A 16,799-nucleotide genomic window follows, 5' to 3' on the forward strand; every position below is an offset into this window, starting at 1 on the left:
AACGCTCGCGGCGCGCGGCATCGATTACCGCGGCGTGCTTTACGCCGGAATCATGCTGACCGCTTCCGGTCCGAAAGTACTCGAGTACAACGTGCGGTTTGGCGATCCCGAATGCCAGGCGCTGATGATGCGCCTCGATTCGAGCCTGCTCGACCTCGTCGATGCGACGATCGACCGCACGCTCGCGAGCCATCGCCTGGAGTGGAAGAACGGATCGTCGGTCTGCGTCGTGATGACGGCAGCGGGCTATCCCGGTCACATCCGCAAAGGCGACCGCATCGACGGCATCGACGATGCCGCGCGAACGGCCGGTGCACAGATCTTTCACGCCGGCACCGAGCGCGATGCGTCGGGTCATTGGATCACGGCCGGAGGCCGTGTGTTCGGCGTGTGCGCGACCGGCGAGCGCGTTGCGGATGCAGCGGCCGCGGCATACGCCGCCGTCGATCGCATTCACTGGAACGGAGCGCACTGCCGCCGCGACATCGCGTGGCGCGCAATCGAGCGCGAACAAAGCCAGCGCCAGACAGCGAACGCGACCAGCGCGAGCGCCAAATAGCGAACGCGACCAGCGCGAGCGCCAAACAGGAGAGAGAACCGCATGACCGCAAAAGCCGCGAAGCCTTCCGCAAAAGCTGCCGCAAAAGCCCCGAAGCCGGCTGCAAAACCCGCTGCGAAAGCCGCCCGGACGAAAGCGGCCCAGCCGCTCGTCGGCATCCTGATGGGAAGCTCGAGCGATCTCGACGTGATGAACGAGGCCGCGAAGATTCTCGAAGAGCTCGGCATTGCGCACGAAGTCGTCGTCACGTCGGCGCACCGGTCTCCGCGCAAGACCGCCGACTACGCGGCAAGCGCCGCCGACCGCGGCCTGAAGGTCCTGATCGTGGCGGCCGGTCTCGCGGCGCACCTGGCCGGTGCAGTGGCGGCGGCAACCACGCTTCCCGTGCTCGGCGTCCCGCTCGACTCCGGATCACTGCGCGGGATGGACGCGCTGCTGTCCACGGTGATGATGCCCGCCGGTGTACCGGTCGGAACCCTCGCGATCGGGACAGCCGGCTCGCGAAACGCTGCGCTGCTGGCGGCACAGATCCTGGCATTGTCCGACGCGCGCCTCGCTCGCGCGCTCGTCGAGCGCAAGAGAACGATGGCGGATGCGGTGCCCGGACTCGTGCGCAGATGGCCCGGGAACAGCTGACCGTTTCCGATCGCGACATCGACGCTGCGGCGCGCGTGCTCGCCGGCGGCGGGATCGTCGCGTATCCGACCGAGACCGTCTACGGGCTCGCCGTCGACGCGCGCCGCGCGCAAGCGGTAGCGGCGCTGGTCCGTCTCAAGGGCCGCGACGACGGACGCGGGATCTCGCTTCTGGTCCGCGATCTCGACATGGCGATGCCGCTTCTCGACGCGGCGCCGCCCGCGGACGCGTACGCGCTCGTCGACGCGTTCTGGCCCGGTCCGCTGACGATCGTGCTGCCGGCGTCTGCTTCGGTTGCGCCCGCGCTGCGCGGGCCGTCGGGCGGCGTCGGGCTTCGCTGCAGCAGCGATCCGTGGGCTGCGCGGCTCGTCGAGACGTTCGGCGCGCCGCTCACGTCGACGTCCGCCAATCGAAGCGGCGAGCCGCCGGCACGAAGCGCCGATGAAGTGCGCCGTGCATTCGACGGTGCGAGCGGGCTTGCGCTCGTCGTCGACGGCGGCCCGCGAGACTCGACCAGCGCGTCGACCGTAGTTGAGTTTTACGAGGGCCGTGCGACCGTGGTTCGCGCCGGTGCGGTTCGCACCGAGTCGATCGCTTCCATCATCACGCTCGAGCCTGCCTGAGAGGGATCCCGTGGCCAGATTTCGTCCGTTTCGTGCGGTCCGCTATTCCCCGTCGCGTGTCGGCGCGATGGACGGTGTCGTCGCGCCGCCCTACGACGTGATCAGCCCTGCCGAGCGCGATGCGTTCTACGAGGCGAGCCCGTTCAACTGCACGCGCCTCATCCTCAACAAGGAAGGCCACGACTCGGCCGCCGCGCAGTACCGCGCCTGGCAGAGCGATGGCGTGCTGGCGCGTGACGCGGCGCCGGCCTTCTACCTGTACACGCAGGAATTCGAGGCCGGCGGCCCGAGAAGGCGCATCGGCGTGCTCGGCGCGCTCGCGCTCGAACCGTATTCGACCGGCGTCGTGCTGCGGCACGAAAACACGTTCGCCCATCACAAGCGCGACCGGCTCGAGCTCACGCGACGCGTGAAGGCCAATCTGTCGCCGATCTTCTGCGTGTATTCGAAGCCCGGCTTCGTGCCGGAGCCGGATGGCGGATGGTCGGCAACGCCGGATGTCGACCTGATGCACCAGGGCGTGCGTCATCGGCTGTGGGCGGTGCGAAGCGGCGAAGGCGTGCGCGCGATCGAAAAGGCCGTCAGTGACCAGGCGCTGTTCATTGCCGACGGCCATCATCGCTACGAGACGGCGCTCAACTACTGGTACGAAGACGTCTCGGGCGGTGCGGAGCCGCCGACCGGCGACGATTCGCCGGGAGACGAAGAAGCGCCCGCGGCGCACGTGCTCGCGTTTCTCGCCGCGTTCGAGGATCCCGGCATGGTGATCCTTCCGACCCACCGCGAGCTGGTTTCGGCCGGCGGCGCCGATGCGCGCGAGCTCGAGCGTGCGCTTTCCGAAAGTTTCGCGCTCGAGAGCTTTGCGGCCGACGAGGACGGCGCGCGCCGCTTGATCGATGCGCTTTCGAAGGTCGGTCCCGACCGCCATGCGTTCGGCGTTGCGCTTGCCGGCCTGCCGCATGTCCTGCTCGCGACGCGGCCGGTCGCGGCGCATCCGTCGTCGCCGCTCGAGGGTCTCGACGTCAAGGTTCTCCACGACGACATCATCGGCGGCGCGCTTGTGCGTGCGGGCGCCACGGAGCCGAAGCTCGCGTACTCGATCGATGCCGGCGAGATCCTTTCGAGGGTTCGCTCGGGCCAGCTCGAAGGCGCGTTCCTGATGAACGCGACGCGTCCCGAACAGATGGCTGCGGTCTGCCGGGCCGGCGAGCTCATGCCCCACAAGTCGACCTACTTTTATCCGAAGCTTCTGACGGGCCTGGTCTTCCACTCGCTCGAATAGGCTGCACAGCCGGGCGCCAGCATTGGTGTTGGGTTTGCCGTCAGGCAAAGTGGCCGTCCATTGCGGAATTCGAGCTTGGCTGCGCAGCGGCACATCGACATGCGACCGGATGCACACGTTCGCTCCGCGAGGCCTGCGGCGCGGCTGACGTTTGCCGTGCTGCTGCTGGTGCTTTCGTCGTGCGCGGCCCGTCCGCGCTGGCATTCCGACGAGTCGCCGGCCGGCCGGGATACGGCCCGTCTGTTCCGGCCCGAAGGCGCGCTCGGAGCGCCGCGCGACCCGTATGCCGGCGAGATCGCCGAAGTGCCGATGCGCGTCAAGATGCGCCCGTGCTGCGCATTCGGCGCGCAGCTTCGCGTGCGGGTCGGGCCGGTGCCCGTTCCTCTGTACTTCTTCGGCAACATGGTCGATCGCCGCAAGCTGCGGCATCACGTGTACGACAGCGGCAGCTCGACGTTCGGATCGCGCGGCGGCGCGCCGGAGCTGCTGCACAGCGAAGAGAATGGTCTCATCTACAGCTGTCGCGCCGGATTTCTCGACGTCGCGCACATTCGCGACAACGCCGACGCGGCGCTGTACCTGATCACTGCGGTCGCGCGCAATCTCGAGAGCGGAGGGGACATTCCTCTTCCGAGCGAAGGCGCGAAGGTGCACGTGGCGCTGCAGCCGATCGATCCGGCGACGCTTTCGCAGGAAGGCCGCTGGGCGATCGCGATTCCGCTCGGGCAGTGGCTCGCGTTCCAGTCTTCGGTCTGGCACGAGATCGTCACGTGGTTCGGCTGGTCCACGTTCACGCTGTTTCCCGAAAAGGTCTCGTCGTTCTCGCCGGAGGACCTGTACTCGGATCTTCTCGGCGCACGCATCGCAGCCGCGGTCGTGTCGCAGCGAGGCGCGCGCGACGAGTTCGCGTACAACCGCAACATGGACCAGTGGCTCGACCGCTCGCTCGAGCTGGTCGGCTCGGTGCCGGCCAAGACCGCGGAAGAGGCGATGCTGTCGGTCGACGGCCTGTGGTGGGACTCGACAAAACGGATACCGGACGTGTCGCTGGTCCTGCGGCGCAATTTCGACGGCGGTCCGGCCCTTCATCCGTGGCTGGTTCCGGGCTCCCGGATGGGACCGAAGCTGCGCGCGGCGTGCGGCGAGAATCCGTCGCCGATGCCGATCGACAACCCGGACGCAATCGACGGCATCGATTTCGACGGGCAGGCTTCGCTCGTGATCGATCTTCCCGACGAGCTGGCGTCGCGGGAGCCCTTTCGTTCGATCGGCCGCCGGCTGACGCAGAAGGACTTCTCGCGCATCGTCGCGTTCATCCGCGACGAGAACGGAAAGATGTTCGGCCCCGATGCCGACAAGCCCGATGCCGCGGAGCCGCGCTGACCTCGTCCGGGGAAAAGAATCCCCATCCTGCAGCACCCCGGTTGACCGCGGCTCGCATCCCCGACAAGTTCGCGAGCGGCACCGTCATGAATCTCCAAGTGCGCCTCTCCACAATTCTTTTCACGGTAATTCTCGCTTTTGTCGCGCCCTGCCGCGCACAGAGCGAGCCGATCCGGATCCTGGTCCTCAAGGAGCACGGCGTCGGCAGCCCGACGCTCGCGCAGCCGTATCTCGACCGCTTCGTGGCGGCCGCGGCCCAGTACAACCAGTGGGGCGATGCGAAGGGCCAGTACTACACGACGCGCACCGCAGCCGAGCAGTTCATCGAGTCGCAGAAGCCGCATTACGGCATCATCTCGCTGGCGGCCTTCCTCGATTTCCGCATCAAGTACGGCCTCGAAGTGATCGGCAAGGTCGCCGTGTCGCTGGTCGGCGGGCAGCAGTACTTCCTGATCAGCAAGACGGCCAAGGATCTCGCCGGCTGCAAAGGCAAAAAGCTCGCGAGCGATCATACGACCGACAAGCGCTTCATCGAGAAAGTCGTCGCGCGCGGCGAGTTCGTGCTCTCGGACTTCACGCTCGACCCGACGCAGCGACCGCTGCAGACGATCAAGGAGGTCGTCTCCGACGCCGCCGACTGCGCGCTGATCGACGACGCGCAGGCGAGCGAGCTCGCGAAGCTGACGACCGCCAGCGACGTCAAGACGGTATGGTCGAGCCCGAAGCTGCCGCCGATGGTAGTGGCGGCGTTCCCGAGTGCACCGACTGCCGAGCGGCTCGGGTTCCAGAGAAACTTCAACAAAGTCTGCGAATCCGATGCGAAGCCGGCCTGCGCCGAAGTCGGAATCCTGTCGCTCGACATGGCCAGCGCCGCCGATTACGCCTCGGTCGTCGCAGCGTACGGCGGCAACTGACGCGCGAAGCGCGCAAAGGGGCGGCGCCAATGCGATCCACCTTGCCCTCCGAGCATTCTGCAAAACGCCCTGTTCGAAGCGCCGTCGAGATTGCGGCGCTCGCCGTGCTCCTGCTGATGCCGAGCTGCGCGGTGCTGCTGCGGCCGGCCGGCTACGACGCGTTCGAGACGGCGCTCAAGCAGGGGCAGGCGATCGAGATTTACGACACGCTCGAAGCTCTCGTGGCCGAAGGCGACGATACCAAGGCCGATCGAAAGGAAGCGTACCGGAAGATCCGCGACCTGAACGAAGACACGGCGGCGTTCCAGTTTGCGTGGGCCGGGATCACGGGCCGCTACGTGCAGTACAAGGGCCTGCTGGCGGCGAACCTGCTCAAGAGCATCGAGAGCCACGCGCGCCGCAGTCTCGAGCTGGACCCGCACTTCCGCAACGGTGCGGCCAGGCGCATCCTCGGAACGATGTACGTGGCGGCCCCCTCCAACCTCGTCGAGCACGGCGATTCCGAGGTCGGTCTCGACCTGCTCGAGCAGCAGGTGACCGAGTATCCCGACGATCCGGAGAACCACCTGTTTCTGGCCGAGGCATACATCACGCTCAACGACCCGGCACCGGCGGTGCCGCACCTGTGCTACTGCCTTTCGGTCAAGGACACGATGCGCAACGACGAGCAGACCCTGCTCGTCAACCTCTTCTCGGACGCGGGCAAAGTCGAGTGCCCGGGGCCGACGCCGATTCCGACGCCGAAGAAGAAGAAGCTGCTCGGAGTCATCCCGCGCGGCTGATCTGCTTTTTCAGCTCGTCGGGCGGGGATCGGGCTTGGCCCGCAGCAGGATCCACAGCGCGGCCGGCAGCGCGAAGAAGTCGGCAATCATCGACAGCACGAACGCGAGCGCGGCGAGCACGCCGAACTGACGCATCGACGGAAGGTCGGCGAGCCCGAACGCGAGGAAGCCACCGGCATTGATCAGCGTGGCGAAGAAGATCGCGCGCCCGGCGACGACGAACGTGTGGCGCAGCGCGAGCTCGACGCTGCGCTTCGGATCGGCCTCCTGGAAATGCCAGAAGAAATGGATCTGGTCGTTCTCCGACGTGCCGAGGATCGTCGAAGCGATCAGGATCGTCGCGACGTTGAGCGGGACGTCGAACACGCGCATCACGCCGAACATCACGAGGATCGCGAACAGCGACGGGATCATCGCCAGCAGGCGCGCCATGCCGCTGCGGAACACGATCAGGAACGCGAGGAAGATGATCGCGACGGTGATGCGGAAGCTGTCGATCAGTGTCGGCACGAGGCTCTGCGCCATCTTCGCGTTGAGCGCCGACAGTCCGACGATGCTCATTTCGAATTTCGCGAGCGCCGGGTCGCGCTCAGTGGCGGCCTTCCACCGCGCGCGAATCGAGGCGTTCAGGCGCTCGAAGTCCTCGTGCTCGGTCTCATGGCTGACGATGGTGTAGTGCGTCTGCGCGAGCTCGTGCGGCTGCACGAAGCGCTGCAGCATCGGTTCCTTGCCGACCAGGCCTTCGAGGTCGACGCCGAGCGCATCCAGGCCGTCGGCATCTTTTGGCCATTCCTCCGGCTCGCCGCCGATGTAGCGCATGATGCGCAGGATGGTCGTGGGGCCGACGGCGGCGCCGATGTCCGGGTCTTTTTCGAGATCGGCCTGGAAGTGGTCGAGGCCGGCCAGCACATCCGGTTCGGAGACGGAGCCGAGCTCGCCCTTCAGCCAGACCTGCGACACCGAAAGGCCCGGGATCATCGTCCCGAGCCGCTTGGTGTCCTTGTAGAGCTGGTTGGACGGATCCATGTACTCGACCGGATCGGTGAGGATCGGCAGCGGCTTGACGAAGCCGGGAAGGCCGAACAGCGCGACCGCGCCGGCTGCACTCATCGCGAGCGCGGTGCTGACGAGCAGCCAGCGCCAGCGATACGTGAACAGCGGCAGCCATTCGGCAGCGCGCCGGACGCGATCGCCGACGCCATGGCGCTCCTGCTCGGTGGGCGTCGCGAGCTCCTTCTGCAGCGCCGGGAACAGCGTGAAGACGATGACCCACGTCATCATGAGCCCGACGGCCACCCACGAGCCCATCTCGCGGATCGGGCGGATGTTGGAGACCAGCAGCGCGGCGAACCCGACGGCGGTCGCAAAGATCGACGCGGTGCACGCGACGAACTTGTTGTCGAGCGCGAAGAGATGATGCGCGTGCACGTCGCGGCCGGCAGGACAGTCGACGAAGCGCGAATGCAGATAGACGAGCGACGCGGTGGCGGTCACGAGGATCGTCATCGGCACCATCGGCGAGACGATCGTGAAGTTGCCTCCGGTCCACCCGATGTACCCGACCGCCATTGCGAGGTTGACGGCAAGCGTGATGAGGAACGCGAACAGTGTCCGGACCGAACGGTACAGCGACAGGTTCAGCACGATCACGAACGCCGTGAACAGCAGGAAGTACATCGGTGCCGAGCGCTGGGTCTCGTCGAGATAGCGGTTCACGTACGGCTGCCCGAGCCGGTAGAAGCCGGTGAGAGGCGCCGGATCGGCGATGATCGGTGCGACCGCGCGATCGATCGCATCGAGCGTGGCGGAGCGATCGGCCGTGTCCTTGACGTTCAGGATCACGCCGATGGCGAGGAAATGATCGCCGACGAGGCCCTGCTTCCTCAGCAGGTCGGTGCCGGAGACGAATTTGCGAAAGGCTTCGCACTGCTCGGGCGTCGGCTCGAATCCGGCCTTCGCGCGCCGGTACATCGACAGCGCGGAGTTCGAAGTTGCAGCCGGGATGTCCGCGAGCGCACGCTCGACGGCGTCGATTTTGGCAATGGCGCCGGGTGCCAGCGGATCGTCAGCCTCCGCGAGCAGGATCGCGTATTCGCCGGAGCCGAACACTTTCTCGAACTCGCGCGTCGCGATCGCATCCGGATCGTCGGCAACGATCAGGCGGTCGATCGAATTGTCCTGGCCGACGCGCACCGCGTAGTAGACCGAAGGCACGAGCAGGACCGCATAGATCGCAAGGATCAGCCGGCTGCTGCGCAGGATTGCGTCGAACGCGCGCTGGAGGCGGCCGGTGTCGGGGTTGGCGTCGGTCCCAGGAAGACGCCCAGTGTCGTGATTCACGAAGTCTCCGTGTCGGGTGCGGCTGGATTGCACGAGCGCGGCCAGACGCCCGGGCTCCGTGTGGCTACCGCGTGTAGCACGATATCGATGAGATGCGCACTGTCACGCGCGGCTCGAGCTCCATGATCGTACTGCCGGGTGGGCTCAGGCGGGTGCCGCAGCCCGTAGCGCGTCCGTGAGGGTCGCCGTGATCGCGAGGTTCGGATGATGACCGCCGAAGCTCATGCGATCGAGGAGGCCGGCTGCCGCCGGTTGCAACTCGGTGATGACGACGCGGGTCCCGAGCGCTGCCGAGCGGCGTACGAATTCGCGCAGTGCGCTCTCGCCGCTGGTGTCGACCAGTGGAACCTCGCGCATGCGCAGCACGAAAACCGCCGGGGGCTGGTGCGCGGTGGCTTCGAGAAGATCGAGGAGGCGGCCCGACGCACCGAAAAACAGCGGCCCGCGCAGCTCGAATACCTCTACGCCGGGAGGCAGGTCCTCGCGGGCCACTGCGCCGATCTCGTCGTCGTCGTCGCCGTTTTCTTCGAACAGAACCGGTCCGCCTTCGACCGCCACGGCTTCCGCCATGCGATGCATGAACAACACCGACGCGAGCACGACGCCGACCTCGATCGCAACAGTCAGGTCGACGAGCACCGTGAGGCCGAACGTCAGCAGCAGGACCATGCGGTCTCCCGGCGGTGCGCCGAGCAGCCGGCGAAAGCGATGAAGCTCGCTCATGTTCCACGCGACCACGACGAGGACGGCCGCAAGGCACGCCAGTGGCACGTAAATCATCACCGGTGCGAGCGTCAGCATGAAGAGAAGGATGAACAGCGCGTGGAGCATGCCGGCAACCGGCGAGCGCGCACCGGAACGAACGTTCGTTGCGGTGCGCGCGATCGCGCCCGTCGCCGGAATTCCACCGAAGAACGCCGACGCCATGTTCGCGACGCCCTGGGCGACGAGCTCGCAGTTGGAACGGTGACGGCGTCCGGTCATGCCGTCGGCAACGACGGCCGAAAGCAGCGATTCGACGCCGGCAAGAAATGCGATCGTGAGCGCGCTCGGCATCAGATCGCGGATCCGTGCGATGGAAATGGCCGGCACGTGCGGCATCGGCAGCCCGGCGGCGATCGCGCCGAAGCGGGATCCGATCGTATCGACGGGAAGGCCGAAGACCGCCACGGCCACCGAACCTGCGATCACGGTCGCAAGGAAAGATGGAAAGCGCGGCCGGTAGCGCCTCGAGAAGAGGATCAGCGCGACGGCAACGACCGACACCGCGACGCTCCACGGATTGACCGACATGCGTGCCGACCAGAACGCCGACCACTTCTCGAGGAAGTCGGCGGGCACCTCGGTCATGCGAAGTCCGAACAGGTCGCGCACCTGGCTCGAGAAGATGATGACGGCGATCCCCGTCGTGAAACCGGTGACGACCGGATCGGGAATGTACTTGATCCACGTCCCCAGCCGCGCAAAGCCGGCGATCACCAGCAGCACGCCCGCGAGCAGCGTCGCCAGCACGAGGCCGTCGAAGCCATGCTTCGCAATCACGTTGAACACGACGACGACGAACGCGCCGGTCGGCCCGCCGATCTGCACGCGGCTTCCGCCGAGCGCGGAAATCAGGAAGCCGGCCACCACGGCGGTAAGCAGTCCCTTGTCCGGTGTGGTTCCCGACGCGATGCCGAGGGCCATCGCAAGCGGCAGCGCGATGATCGCAACCGTCAGGCCGGCAAGACAGTCGGCGCGAAAGTCCGCCGGCGAGTAGCCCTCGCCGAGGACGGTCACGAGCTTGGGAGTAAACGGTCGCCAACGCGACGCAGGCATCGGGCTGGCTATACGCCGCCGACGGGCAGGTCCAATTCGTCAGGTGTGCGGGCTGATTGCCCGCGAAAGACGCGCTTATTCGACGTCTTCGCCGAAATGGGCGCGCGCGATGCGGGCCTTGAGGTACTCGAGGGTTCCGAGATCTTCGATGATGTCGCCGCCGGTATCGTAAAAGAAGATCTCGCCGTCCTTGTTGCGACCGACGGCCACGAGCCATTCGAGCTCGTCGCGATCTTCCAGAAGGTAGTTGATGGCCTGCGAGACGCCCTTGCCGGGAATGATCGTGATCTTGGTTCGGGGGCCGGTCGCAGTCTTGGCAGCGGGTGTCTTCTTCTTCATCTCGGGCCCCCGTTCTCGTCGGGGTCGAGCCTAAGAGCAGGTCCGCATCATGTCAATTCCAGTGTGCATACTGTTTCGACGTGGAAGGTCTGGGGAAAAAGATCGATCGGCGCGACGCGTCCGATGCGGTATCCGGCGTCAATGAAAACGCGCGTGTCACGCGCCAGGGTCGCAGGATTGCAAGAAACATAGACCACGCGAGGGGCGCGCAGTGCGGCCGCTGTCCCGGCTGTCTCACGAAGTCCGCTGCGCGGTGGATCGACGAGCAGGACGTCGACCGGCCCTGTTGCCGTTCTCAGCCACTCCTCGGCCCGGGCGGCAGCAAAGCGGACGTTCCGCAGTCCGGCTTGTTTTGCAGCAGCGCGTCCCGCCTCGACGGCTGCTTCGTCCTCGTCGACCGCGAGCACGCGGCCGCTTCTGCCGGCAACCGCGAGTGAGAAATTGCCGGCGCCTGCATAAAGCTCGACCAGGTGCGCAGGCGGCTTCCCGGTGCACTCTTCGACGACGATGCGCACCAGATCGAGATTGGCGCCCGTGTTGACCTGGCCGAAGGATGCGCCGGGAAAATCGACGATCCGATTCGGCGCGACTTCGTAGCGCCGTGTCGGATCGCCCCACGAACGACTCCAGCCGCGCCCGTGCATGACGAGGCCGCGGATCGGCGATCCACGATCGTCGATCACGGTGCGCGCAGCCATCGTATCGGCATGGCGAAGGCGGCTTCCGCTCTGGACCGCCACGGTGACGCCGGGCAGTAGTCCGCGCGACGCGATCTCCACCCGCATCACGCGGGTCGCGAGAGTCGCGAGGAAGCGCTCCACGACCGGCAGCGCCTCGCGAACGCGATCCTCGGCCAGCAGGCAGTCGGGCACCGGGACCAGCCGTTTCGTGCGGGATTGGTAGAATCCGATCCGTCCGCCTTCAAAACGAAGGCTCAGTCGATTCCGGTAGCCAAACTTCTCCGGTGACGCGATGATCGTCTCGATCGGCAAAGGGCCAATGCCGGCGATCCGGCGAAAAGCCTCGACGATCGACTGCTGCTTGGCCTCGAGCTGGGAAGCGTACTCAACGTGCTGCCACGGACAGCCACCACACTCCCCGACGATCGGGCACGGCGTTTCTACACGCGAGCGACCGGTTTCGAGGATTTCGACGATCTCCGCTTCGGCGTAAGAATCGTGCTCGCCGGTGATCCGAACTCGCAGTCGTTCTCCCGGAGCTCCGCCGGCGACGAAAATGACGCGCCCGTCGTGCCTGGCAACGGCGCTTCCGCCGTAGGCTAGCGAATCGATGGAAACGTCGATTGTCATTGAGGGTAACTGTGACCGGGCGCGTCCGGTTGCAAACCCGATCGCAGCGGCGACCGCGCGATTCGAAACCACTTCCCGGACTGCAGTGACGGCTCGAAAATCATGGCGTCGCCTTGACTTGCCGCATTCCGGCCCCCTAGTTTGCGCCCCGTGAAGCTGACGGTCATCGGTTCGGGCGACGCCTTCTGTTCTGGCGGCGCTTTGCATAGTTGCAATCTTCTCGAACATGACGCCGGCCGGCTGATGATCGAATGCGGTCCCGGGGTGCTCGCGGGGATGAAGCGCCTGGGCATCCCGTCGGCCGCTCCCGACGCCGTGCTGATCTCGCATCTTCACGGGGACCACTTCGGCGGGATCCCGTTCTTGTTCCTCGAGTACCTCTTTGAGAATCCCCGCCACCGCCCGCTGACGATTCTCGGCCCGCCGACGATTCTCGAGCGATGCTTCGCTCTGTACTCGGCGCTGTACCGGGAGCTCCAGACGTTCGAGCTGCCGTTCGAGATCAAGGCCGTCGAGTTGCAGCCGGGGGATCGCGTAACGGCCGCCGGCTTCGACATCGAAGCATTCAAGGTCACGCACAACGCGGAGCCGTTCTCGCTCGGCTACCGGATCGTGTCGCCGGAAGGCAGCATGCTCTTCTCCGGCGATTCCGCGTGGAACGAAGAATTCGTGACCAAGAGCCAGGGCGTCGACGTCTTCCTGTGCGAGTGCTGCACGATGGAACCGACGGTTCCGATGCATACGAGCTACATGGAGCTGCTCGAGCAGCGCGACCGCCTGCAGTGCAAGCGCCTGCTGCTGACCCACCTCGGCGCCGACGTCCGCCGCGCTGAGACCTTCAAGTTCGAGCGCGCAGAAGATGGGATGGTCGTCGAGATCAAGCGCTAGCGGTTGGCCGTCTCCGTCTCGCCCGCTGGGCGGTCTGCACATAAGGGCCCATCTGCTTCGTTGAATTCCGCTTCGTTCGCTTCAACGTACGGGAAGTACGCCTCCGCTCACTACGCGGAATTCGCCTCGCATCTGGACCCTTCTGTGCAGCCCGCTTCGTGCATGCGGCCGCTCTCGCCATTCAGTGTGCGCCCGTTGTGACGCAGCGTACTGCAAACATTGTCGCGGTATCGCAGGCCGCCGCTTCGCTCGTTCGGTATCTGGAGGAACTGTCTCGCGCTATTCGCGCCGGATTTCCTTGATCAGGTCGAGGAAGTTCGTGGTGATCTGGTGCGTCGCGCCCCAGATTTCGTGGCGTCCGGCGGTGATGATCGAGATGTCGTAGGTGTTGCCGTTCCACTGGCGGGTGGTCTGCGCGTGGTGGCGCGGGTTGGCGAGCTCGGACAGGCGGACGGTGAAGATGTCGGCGACTTCGAAAGGGTTCGCCTTGAAGCGGTAGCCGGGCGGCAGCAGGCCGACCCACGGTGTGATCACGAACTGGCCGGCCATGGTGCTGACGTCGTCGAGGCAGCCGATGACCTCGACGTCCGACGGCACGATTCCGATCTCCTCGGAGCTTTCGCGAAGCGCGGTCTGGAGAAGCTCCTCGTCGCCGCTGCGCTTGCCGCCCGGGAATGCGACCTGGCCCTTGTGGCTCGGCAGGTCTTCGCTGCGAAGCGTGTAGACGACGTCGTAGTCCTCGATGACCGATCCGTTGGCGGCGGGCGCAATCGGAAGCAGCGGGATCAGCACGGCGCAGCAGACGGCATCGGGGTCGATCATCGGCTGGCGCTCGCGTGTTTTCAGATGGCGTGCGAGGTCGCGCGCAAGGCCGGTCGCGCGGCCGTTCGGAAGAATCGTCACGCGCGCATCGTGCGCACGCTCGTGCGCGCGGGCAAGCGAAGTGCCGTTGCCGACGCGCGGATCGCGCCCGTGGAGTACGTTGTCATTGCTCGACGGGGGTGGTTAGGGTCGCCCGGTGCAGGGCGACGTCATCATCGTTCATTTCAGCGAGATTGCGCTCAAGCTCGGGCAGCGCCCGATGTTCGTCTCCCGCCTGGTCGACAACGTGCGGCGAGGTCTTGCCGGGCTCGGGGTCGCCGAAGTACGCCACCAGTGGTCGCGGCTTTTCGTCGAGCTCGCCGACGCGGACGTATCGTCCGTGCTGCAGCGGCTCGCGTCGATTCCGGGAATCGCAAACTGCTTCGTCGCGCGCCGCATCGGCGAGTCGCTCGAAGACCTCGACCGTGCGGTCGACGAAGCACTCGACGGCGGCTGGAAGCCGAACGGGACATTCGCCGTACAGGTGCGGCGTGTCGACCGCAGGTTCGCGACGCCGTCGCCGGAAATCGGCGCCCGCGTCGGTGCACGCATCGTCGAGCGCACCGGCGCTCCGGTCGATCTGCGCTCGCCCGACACGGCGGTCCACGTGCAGGTGCTTCCCGGCGAGATCCTGCTGTCGTTCGAACGCATGGAAGGCTGCGGAGGCCTGCCGGCGTCGACGTCCGGACGGCTGCTGCTGCTGCTCTCGGGAGGCATCGACTCGCCGGTCGCGGGCCTTCGCATGCAGCGCAGGGGCGCGCGCATCGACGCCGTGCATTTTCACAGCGTCCCGTACCTGAGCGCCGCCAGCCAGCACAAGGCCCGTCAGCTCGCGGCGATCCTCGCGCGCGGCCAGCAGCGGCTTCGCATGACGATGGTGCCGTTCGGAGAATGCCAGGCCGAGATCGTGCGCTTCGCGCCGCGCCCGCTTCGCGTGGTGATGTACCGGCGCATGATGATGCGGATCGCGTCGCGCATCGCGCGCCACACGCACTGCCAGGCGCTCGTCACCGGCGAAAGTCTCGGGCAGGTCGCGTCGCAGACGCTTCGCAACATGACGCTCGTCGAGAAGGCGTCGAAGTTCCCGGTGCTGCGTCCGCTGGTCGGCGCCGACAAGCTCGAGATCAGCCGATACGCCGACCGCGCCGGAACCTACGAGATCTCGATCCAGCCCGACCAGGACTGCTGCACGCTGTTCGTGCCGAAGCATCCGTCGATCGCTGCCGAAGAAGATGCCGTCGTCGCCGCCGAAGCGACGCTCGACATCGAAGCCCTCGTCAGCTCGTGCATCGAAGCGTCGACGGAAGAATGGATCGAGCCGTCCTGGCCCGAGCCGATCTCGGAAAAGAACCGCGTAGCGCTGGTTTGAAAATCGGGGACAGACACCGATTTCGCGAAATCGGTGTCTGTCCCCGATTTCAGTCGATCTTGCGCGCCCGCGCTGCGCGCCAGAGTCGCTCGAACGTCGCTGCGACTTCGGGACTGAGGCCGCTCGATGACGGCGGCGACACCAGCTCGAGCTGGTCTGCGTTTTCGTCGCGCAGCCGCTGTCCCTGCGGCTCGCCGGGAGCGCGGCTCGCTGCGCGTTCCGACTGCTGCTCGACGCGGCCGACGACGAAAAAGATCTCGCGCACGACTTCGCGCTGCATCCATTCGTTGAGCCGGGTGACGAGCTCGCGCTGGAGCAGACTGAGCTCCTGAAGCCACGTCGAAGAGCGCACCGTGACGATCAGGCGCGTCCCGTCCAAGCGCACAGGCTGGGCGTTGCGGGAGATGGTCCGGCCGACTACCTCGTCCCACGCCTGCCAGACGCGATAGTCGTCGAGCCGGCGATCCAGACCGAATCGCGCAAGGGTCTGCTCGAGAAGGGCCGAGAGCCGGGTGGGTGCGGAACGCGCCACGGCGGCGTCTCGTATCAGAGTCGGGCATCCCCCGCGCACGAGATCGAAGCAGTTCTGCAGAGGCTGACCGCATTCTGCAGGAACAGCCCCGGTTGATCCTCCGCGGCCGCGCGGGGCCGGCGCCGGTCAGCGCACAGATGGGCGCACAGATTGGGGAAAGGGCCAGAGAAATTTTGTCGGAAACTGTCGGGACGGATTGGCATGACAGCGACACCGGGATTAAGATGCCACAATATCTAGTGGCCGGGACGCGAGCACTACGCTAGATGCAGCGTTTCGACCACAATCGACTTTACGCGATCGTCAGCTTCCGGCGGACCCGGCCGGGCGCGTCGCAGCGTCATCAGACCAACGCTTTTCGGGACCGGATTCGTCCGTTCCCCGTTACAAGGAGAGAGGAATGACCGAGGAAAAAGGAGCACTTGCCGCCGCTTCGTCGATGCCGGCCGATACCACGGAGGCCTCCGAAGGCCGCCAGACCGGCCGCGGCCTCGAATTCACCCGCCGCCTGTCCACGCAGGGCGCCGACCCGTACGCGAGCGTCGACTGGGAAACCCGCGACGCAGTCATCCAGGGCGAGGGCGGCAAGGCCGTCTTCGAGCAGCATGGCGTCGAGTTCCCGGCCGGGTGGTCGCAGCTGGCGACCAACGTCGTCGCCTCCAAATACTTCCGCGGGCACCTCGGCACCCCGACGCGCGAGTTCAGCGTCCGCCAGCTGATCGGGCGGGTCGTGACCACGATCGTCGGATGGGGCGAGGAGCAGGGCTACTTCGCCGACTCCGAGAATCGCGATACGTTCCGCGACGAGCTCACGCACCTGCTTCTCGAGCAGGAGGCGTGCTTCAACAGCCCGGTCTGGTTCAACGTCGGCGTCGAGCCGAAGCCGCAGTGCTCGGCCTGCTTCATCCTGTCGGTCGAAGACACGATGAACTCGATCCTCGACTGGTACCGCAAGGAAGGCACCATCTTCAAAGGCGGATCGGGCTCGGGCGTGAACCTGTCGCGGCTGCGCTCGTCGAAGGAGCGCCTCGGCGGCGGCGGCACGGCGTCCGGTCCGGTTTCCTTCATGCGCGCGGCCGACGCGTCTGCGGGAGTGATCAAGTCGGGCGGCAAGACGCGGCGTGCGGCCAAGATGGTCGTCCTCAACATCGGCCATCCCGACG

At 66.3% G+C, this 16,799-nt stretch carries 16 protein-coding genes; 10 read left to right on the forward strand and 6 right to left on the reverse strand.

Features of this window, described 5'->3' with window-relative positions; all coding sequences use genetic code 11:
• The 7 genes from VN634_09230 to VN634_09260 form a co-directional block, all read left to right on the forward strand.
• The coding region (locus tag VN634_09230; GenBank protein ID HXC51051.1) for a phosphoribosylglycinamide synthetase C domain-containing protein at window positions 1-559 on the forward strand (559 nt) is incomplete at its 5' end.
• Between the two features lie 42 nt (window positions 560-601).
• Window positions 602-1,195, forward strand: a complete 594-nt coding sequence (purE, locus tag VN634_09235) for a 5-(carboxyamino)imidazole ribonucleotide mutase (GenBank protein ID HXC51052.1) — start codon at window positions 602-604, stop codon at window positions 1,193-1,195.
• Window positions 1,177-1,818: an L-threonylcarbamoyladenylate synthase gene (locus VN634_09240; protein HXC51053.1), complete on the forward strand. Its 642-nt coding sequence runs from the start codon at window positions 1,177-1,179 to the stop codon at window positions 1,816-1,818. Before purE ends, VN634_09240 begins: the two co-directional genes overlap by 19 nt.
• Window positions 1,819-1,828: 10 nt before the next feature.
• A complete protein-coding gene (locus VN634_09245; GenBank protein ID HXC51054.1) occupies window positions 1,829-3,100 on the forward strand; it encodes a DUF1015 domain-containing protein in 1,272 nt (423 codons plus the stop codon).
• Between the two features lie 75 nt (window positions 3,101-3,175).
• Entirely contained in the window at window positions 3,176-4,483 is a 1,308-nt protein-coding gene (locus VN634_09250; protein ID HXC51055.1) for a DUF4056 domain-containing protein, read from the forward strand.
• A 41-nt stretch (window positions 4,484-4,524) separates the two neighbouring features.
• Window positions 4,525-5,397 carry a hypothetical protein gene (locus tag VN634_09255; GenBank protein ID HXC51056.1) on the forward strand — a complete coding sequence of 291 codons (873 nt, stop codon included), beginning with the start codon at window positions 4,525-4,527 and terminating at the stop codon, window positions 5,395-5,397.
• A 29-nt stretch (window positions 5,398-5,426) separates the two neighbouring features.
• Window positions 5,427-6,179 (forward strand): hypothetical protein, encoded by a 753-nt coding sequence (locus VN634_09260; GenBank protein ID HXC51057.1) that lies wholly within the window; start codon window positions 5,427-5,429, stop codon window positions 6,177-6,179.
• Window positions 6,180-6,188: 9 nt separating this feature from the next.
• Here VN634_09260 and VN634_09265 read toward each other — a convergent pair whose 3' ends face one another.
• The 4 genes from VN634_09265 to rlmD all read right to left on the reverse strand — a co-directional run bounded on the left by VN634_09265 (window position 6,189) and on the right by rlmD (window position 11,986).
• Window positions 6,189-8,519, reverse strand: a complete 2,331-nt coding sequence (locus tag VN634_09265; GenBank protein HXC51058.1) for an MMPL family transporter — start codon at window positions 8,517-8,519, stop codon at window positions 6,189-6,191.
• A gap of 144 nt (window positions 8,520-8,663) precedes the next feature.
• Window positions 8,664-10,337, reverse strand: coding sequence for a sulfate permease (gene sulP, locus VN634_09270; protein ID HXC51059.1), 1,674 nt, complete (start codon window positions 10,335-10,337; stop codon window positions 8,664-8,666).
• A gap of 75 nt (window positions 10,338-10,412) precedes the next feature.
• The gene (locus VN634_09275; GenBank protein HXC51060.1) at window positions 10,413-10,676 is read right to left on the reverse strand and encodes a hypothetical protein; all 264 of its coding nucleotides are present in this window, start codon (window positions 10,674-10,676) and stop codon (window positions 10,413-10,415) included.
• A 47-nt stretch (window positions 10,677-10,723) separates the two neighbouring features.
• On the reverse strand, window positions 10,724-11,986 hold the full coding sequence (rlmD, locus tag VN634_09280; protein ID HXC51061.1) for a 23S rRNA (uracil(1939)-C(5))-methyltransferase RlmD: 1,263 nt from the start codon (window positions 11,984-11,986) through the stop codon (window positions 10,724-10,726).
• A gap of 150 nt (window positions 11,987-12,136) precedes the next feature.
• Here rlmD and VN634_09285 point away from each other — a divergent pair, with 150 nt between their 5' ends.
• Window positions 12,137-12,874 carry an MBL fold metallo-hydrolase gene (locus tag VN634_09285; protein HXC51062.1) on the forward strand — a complete coding sequence of 246 codons (738 nt, stop codon included), beginning with the start codon at window positions 12,137-12,139 and terminating at the stop codon, window positions 12,872-12,874.
• Window positions 12,875-13,153: 279 nt separating this feature from the next.
• Here VN634_09285 and VN634_09290 read toward each other — a convergent pair whose 3' ends face one another.
• The gene (locus VN634_09290) at window positions 13,154-13,777 is read right to left on the reverse strand and encodes a CoA pyrophosphatase (GenBank protein HXC51063.1); all 624 of its coding nucleotides are present in this window, start codon (window positions 13,775-13,777) and stop codon (window positions 13,154-13,156) included.
• 115 nt (window positions 13,778-13,892) lie between these two features.
• Between VN634_09290 and thiI the strand changes: the two genes are divergently transcribed.
• A complete protein-coding gene (thiI, locus tag VN634_09295; GenBank protein HXC51064.1) occupies window positions 13,893-15,104 on the forward strand; it encodes a tRNA uracil 4-sulfurtransferase ThiI in 1,212 nt (403 codons plus the stop codon).
• 49 nt (window positions 15,105-15,153) lie between these two features.
• Here the strand turns inward: thiI and VN634_09300 are convergent, their stop codons facing one another.
• Window positions 15,154-15,636: a DUF721 domain-containing protein gene (locus VN634_09300; protein ID HXC51065.1), complete on the reverse strand. Its 483-nt coding sequence runs from the start codon at window positions 15,634-15,636 to the stop codon at window positions 15,154-15,156.
• Window positions 15,637-16,036: 400 nt separating this feature from the next.
• On the opposite strand from VN634_09300, the gene VN634_09305 reads away from it, so the two are divergent.
• Window positions 16,037-16,799, forward strand: a 763-nt coding sequence (locus VN634_09305; protein ID HXC51066.1) for a hypothetical protein, incomplete at its 3' end; no start/stop codon positions are given.

The organism is Candidatus Limnocylindrales bacterium, from assembly GCA_035571835.1.
Lineage (GTDB): Bacteria > Desulfobacterota > Binatia > UBA1149 > CAITLU01 > DATNBU01.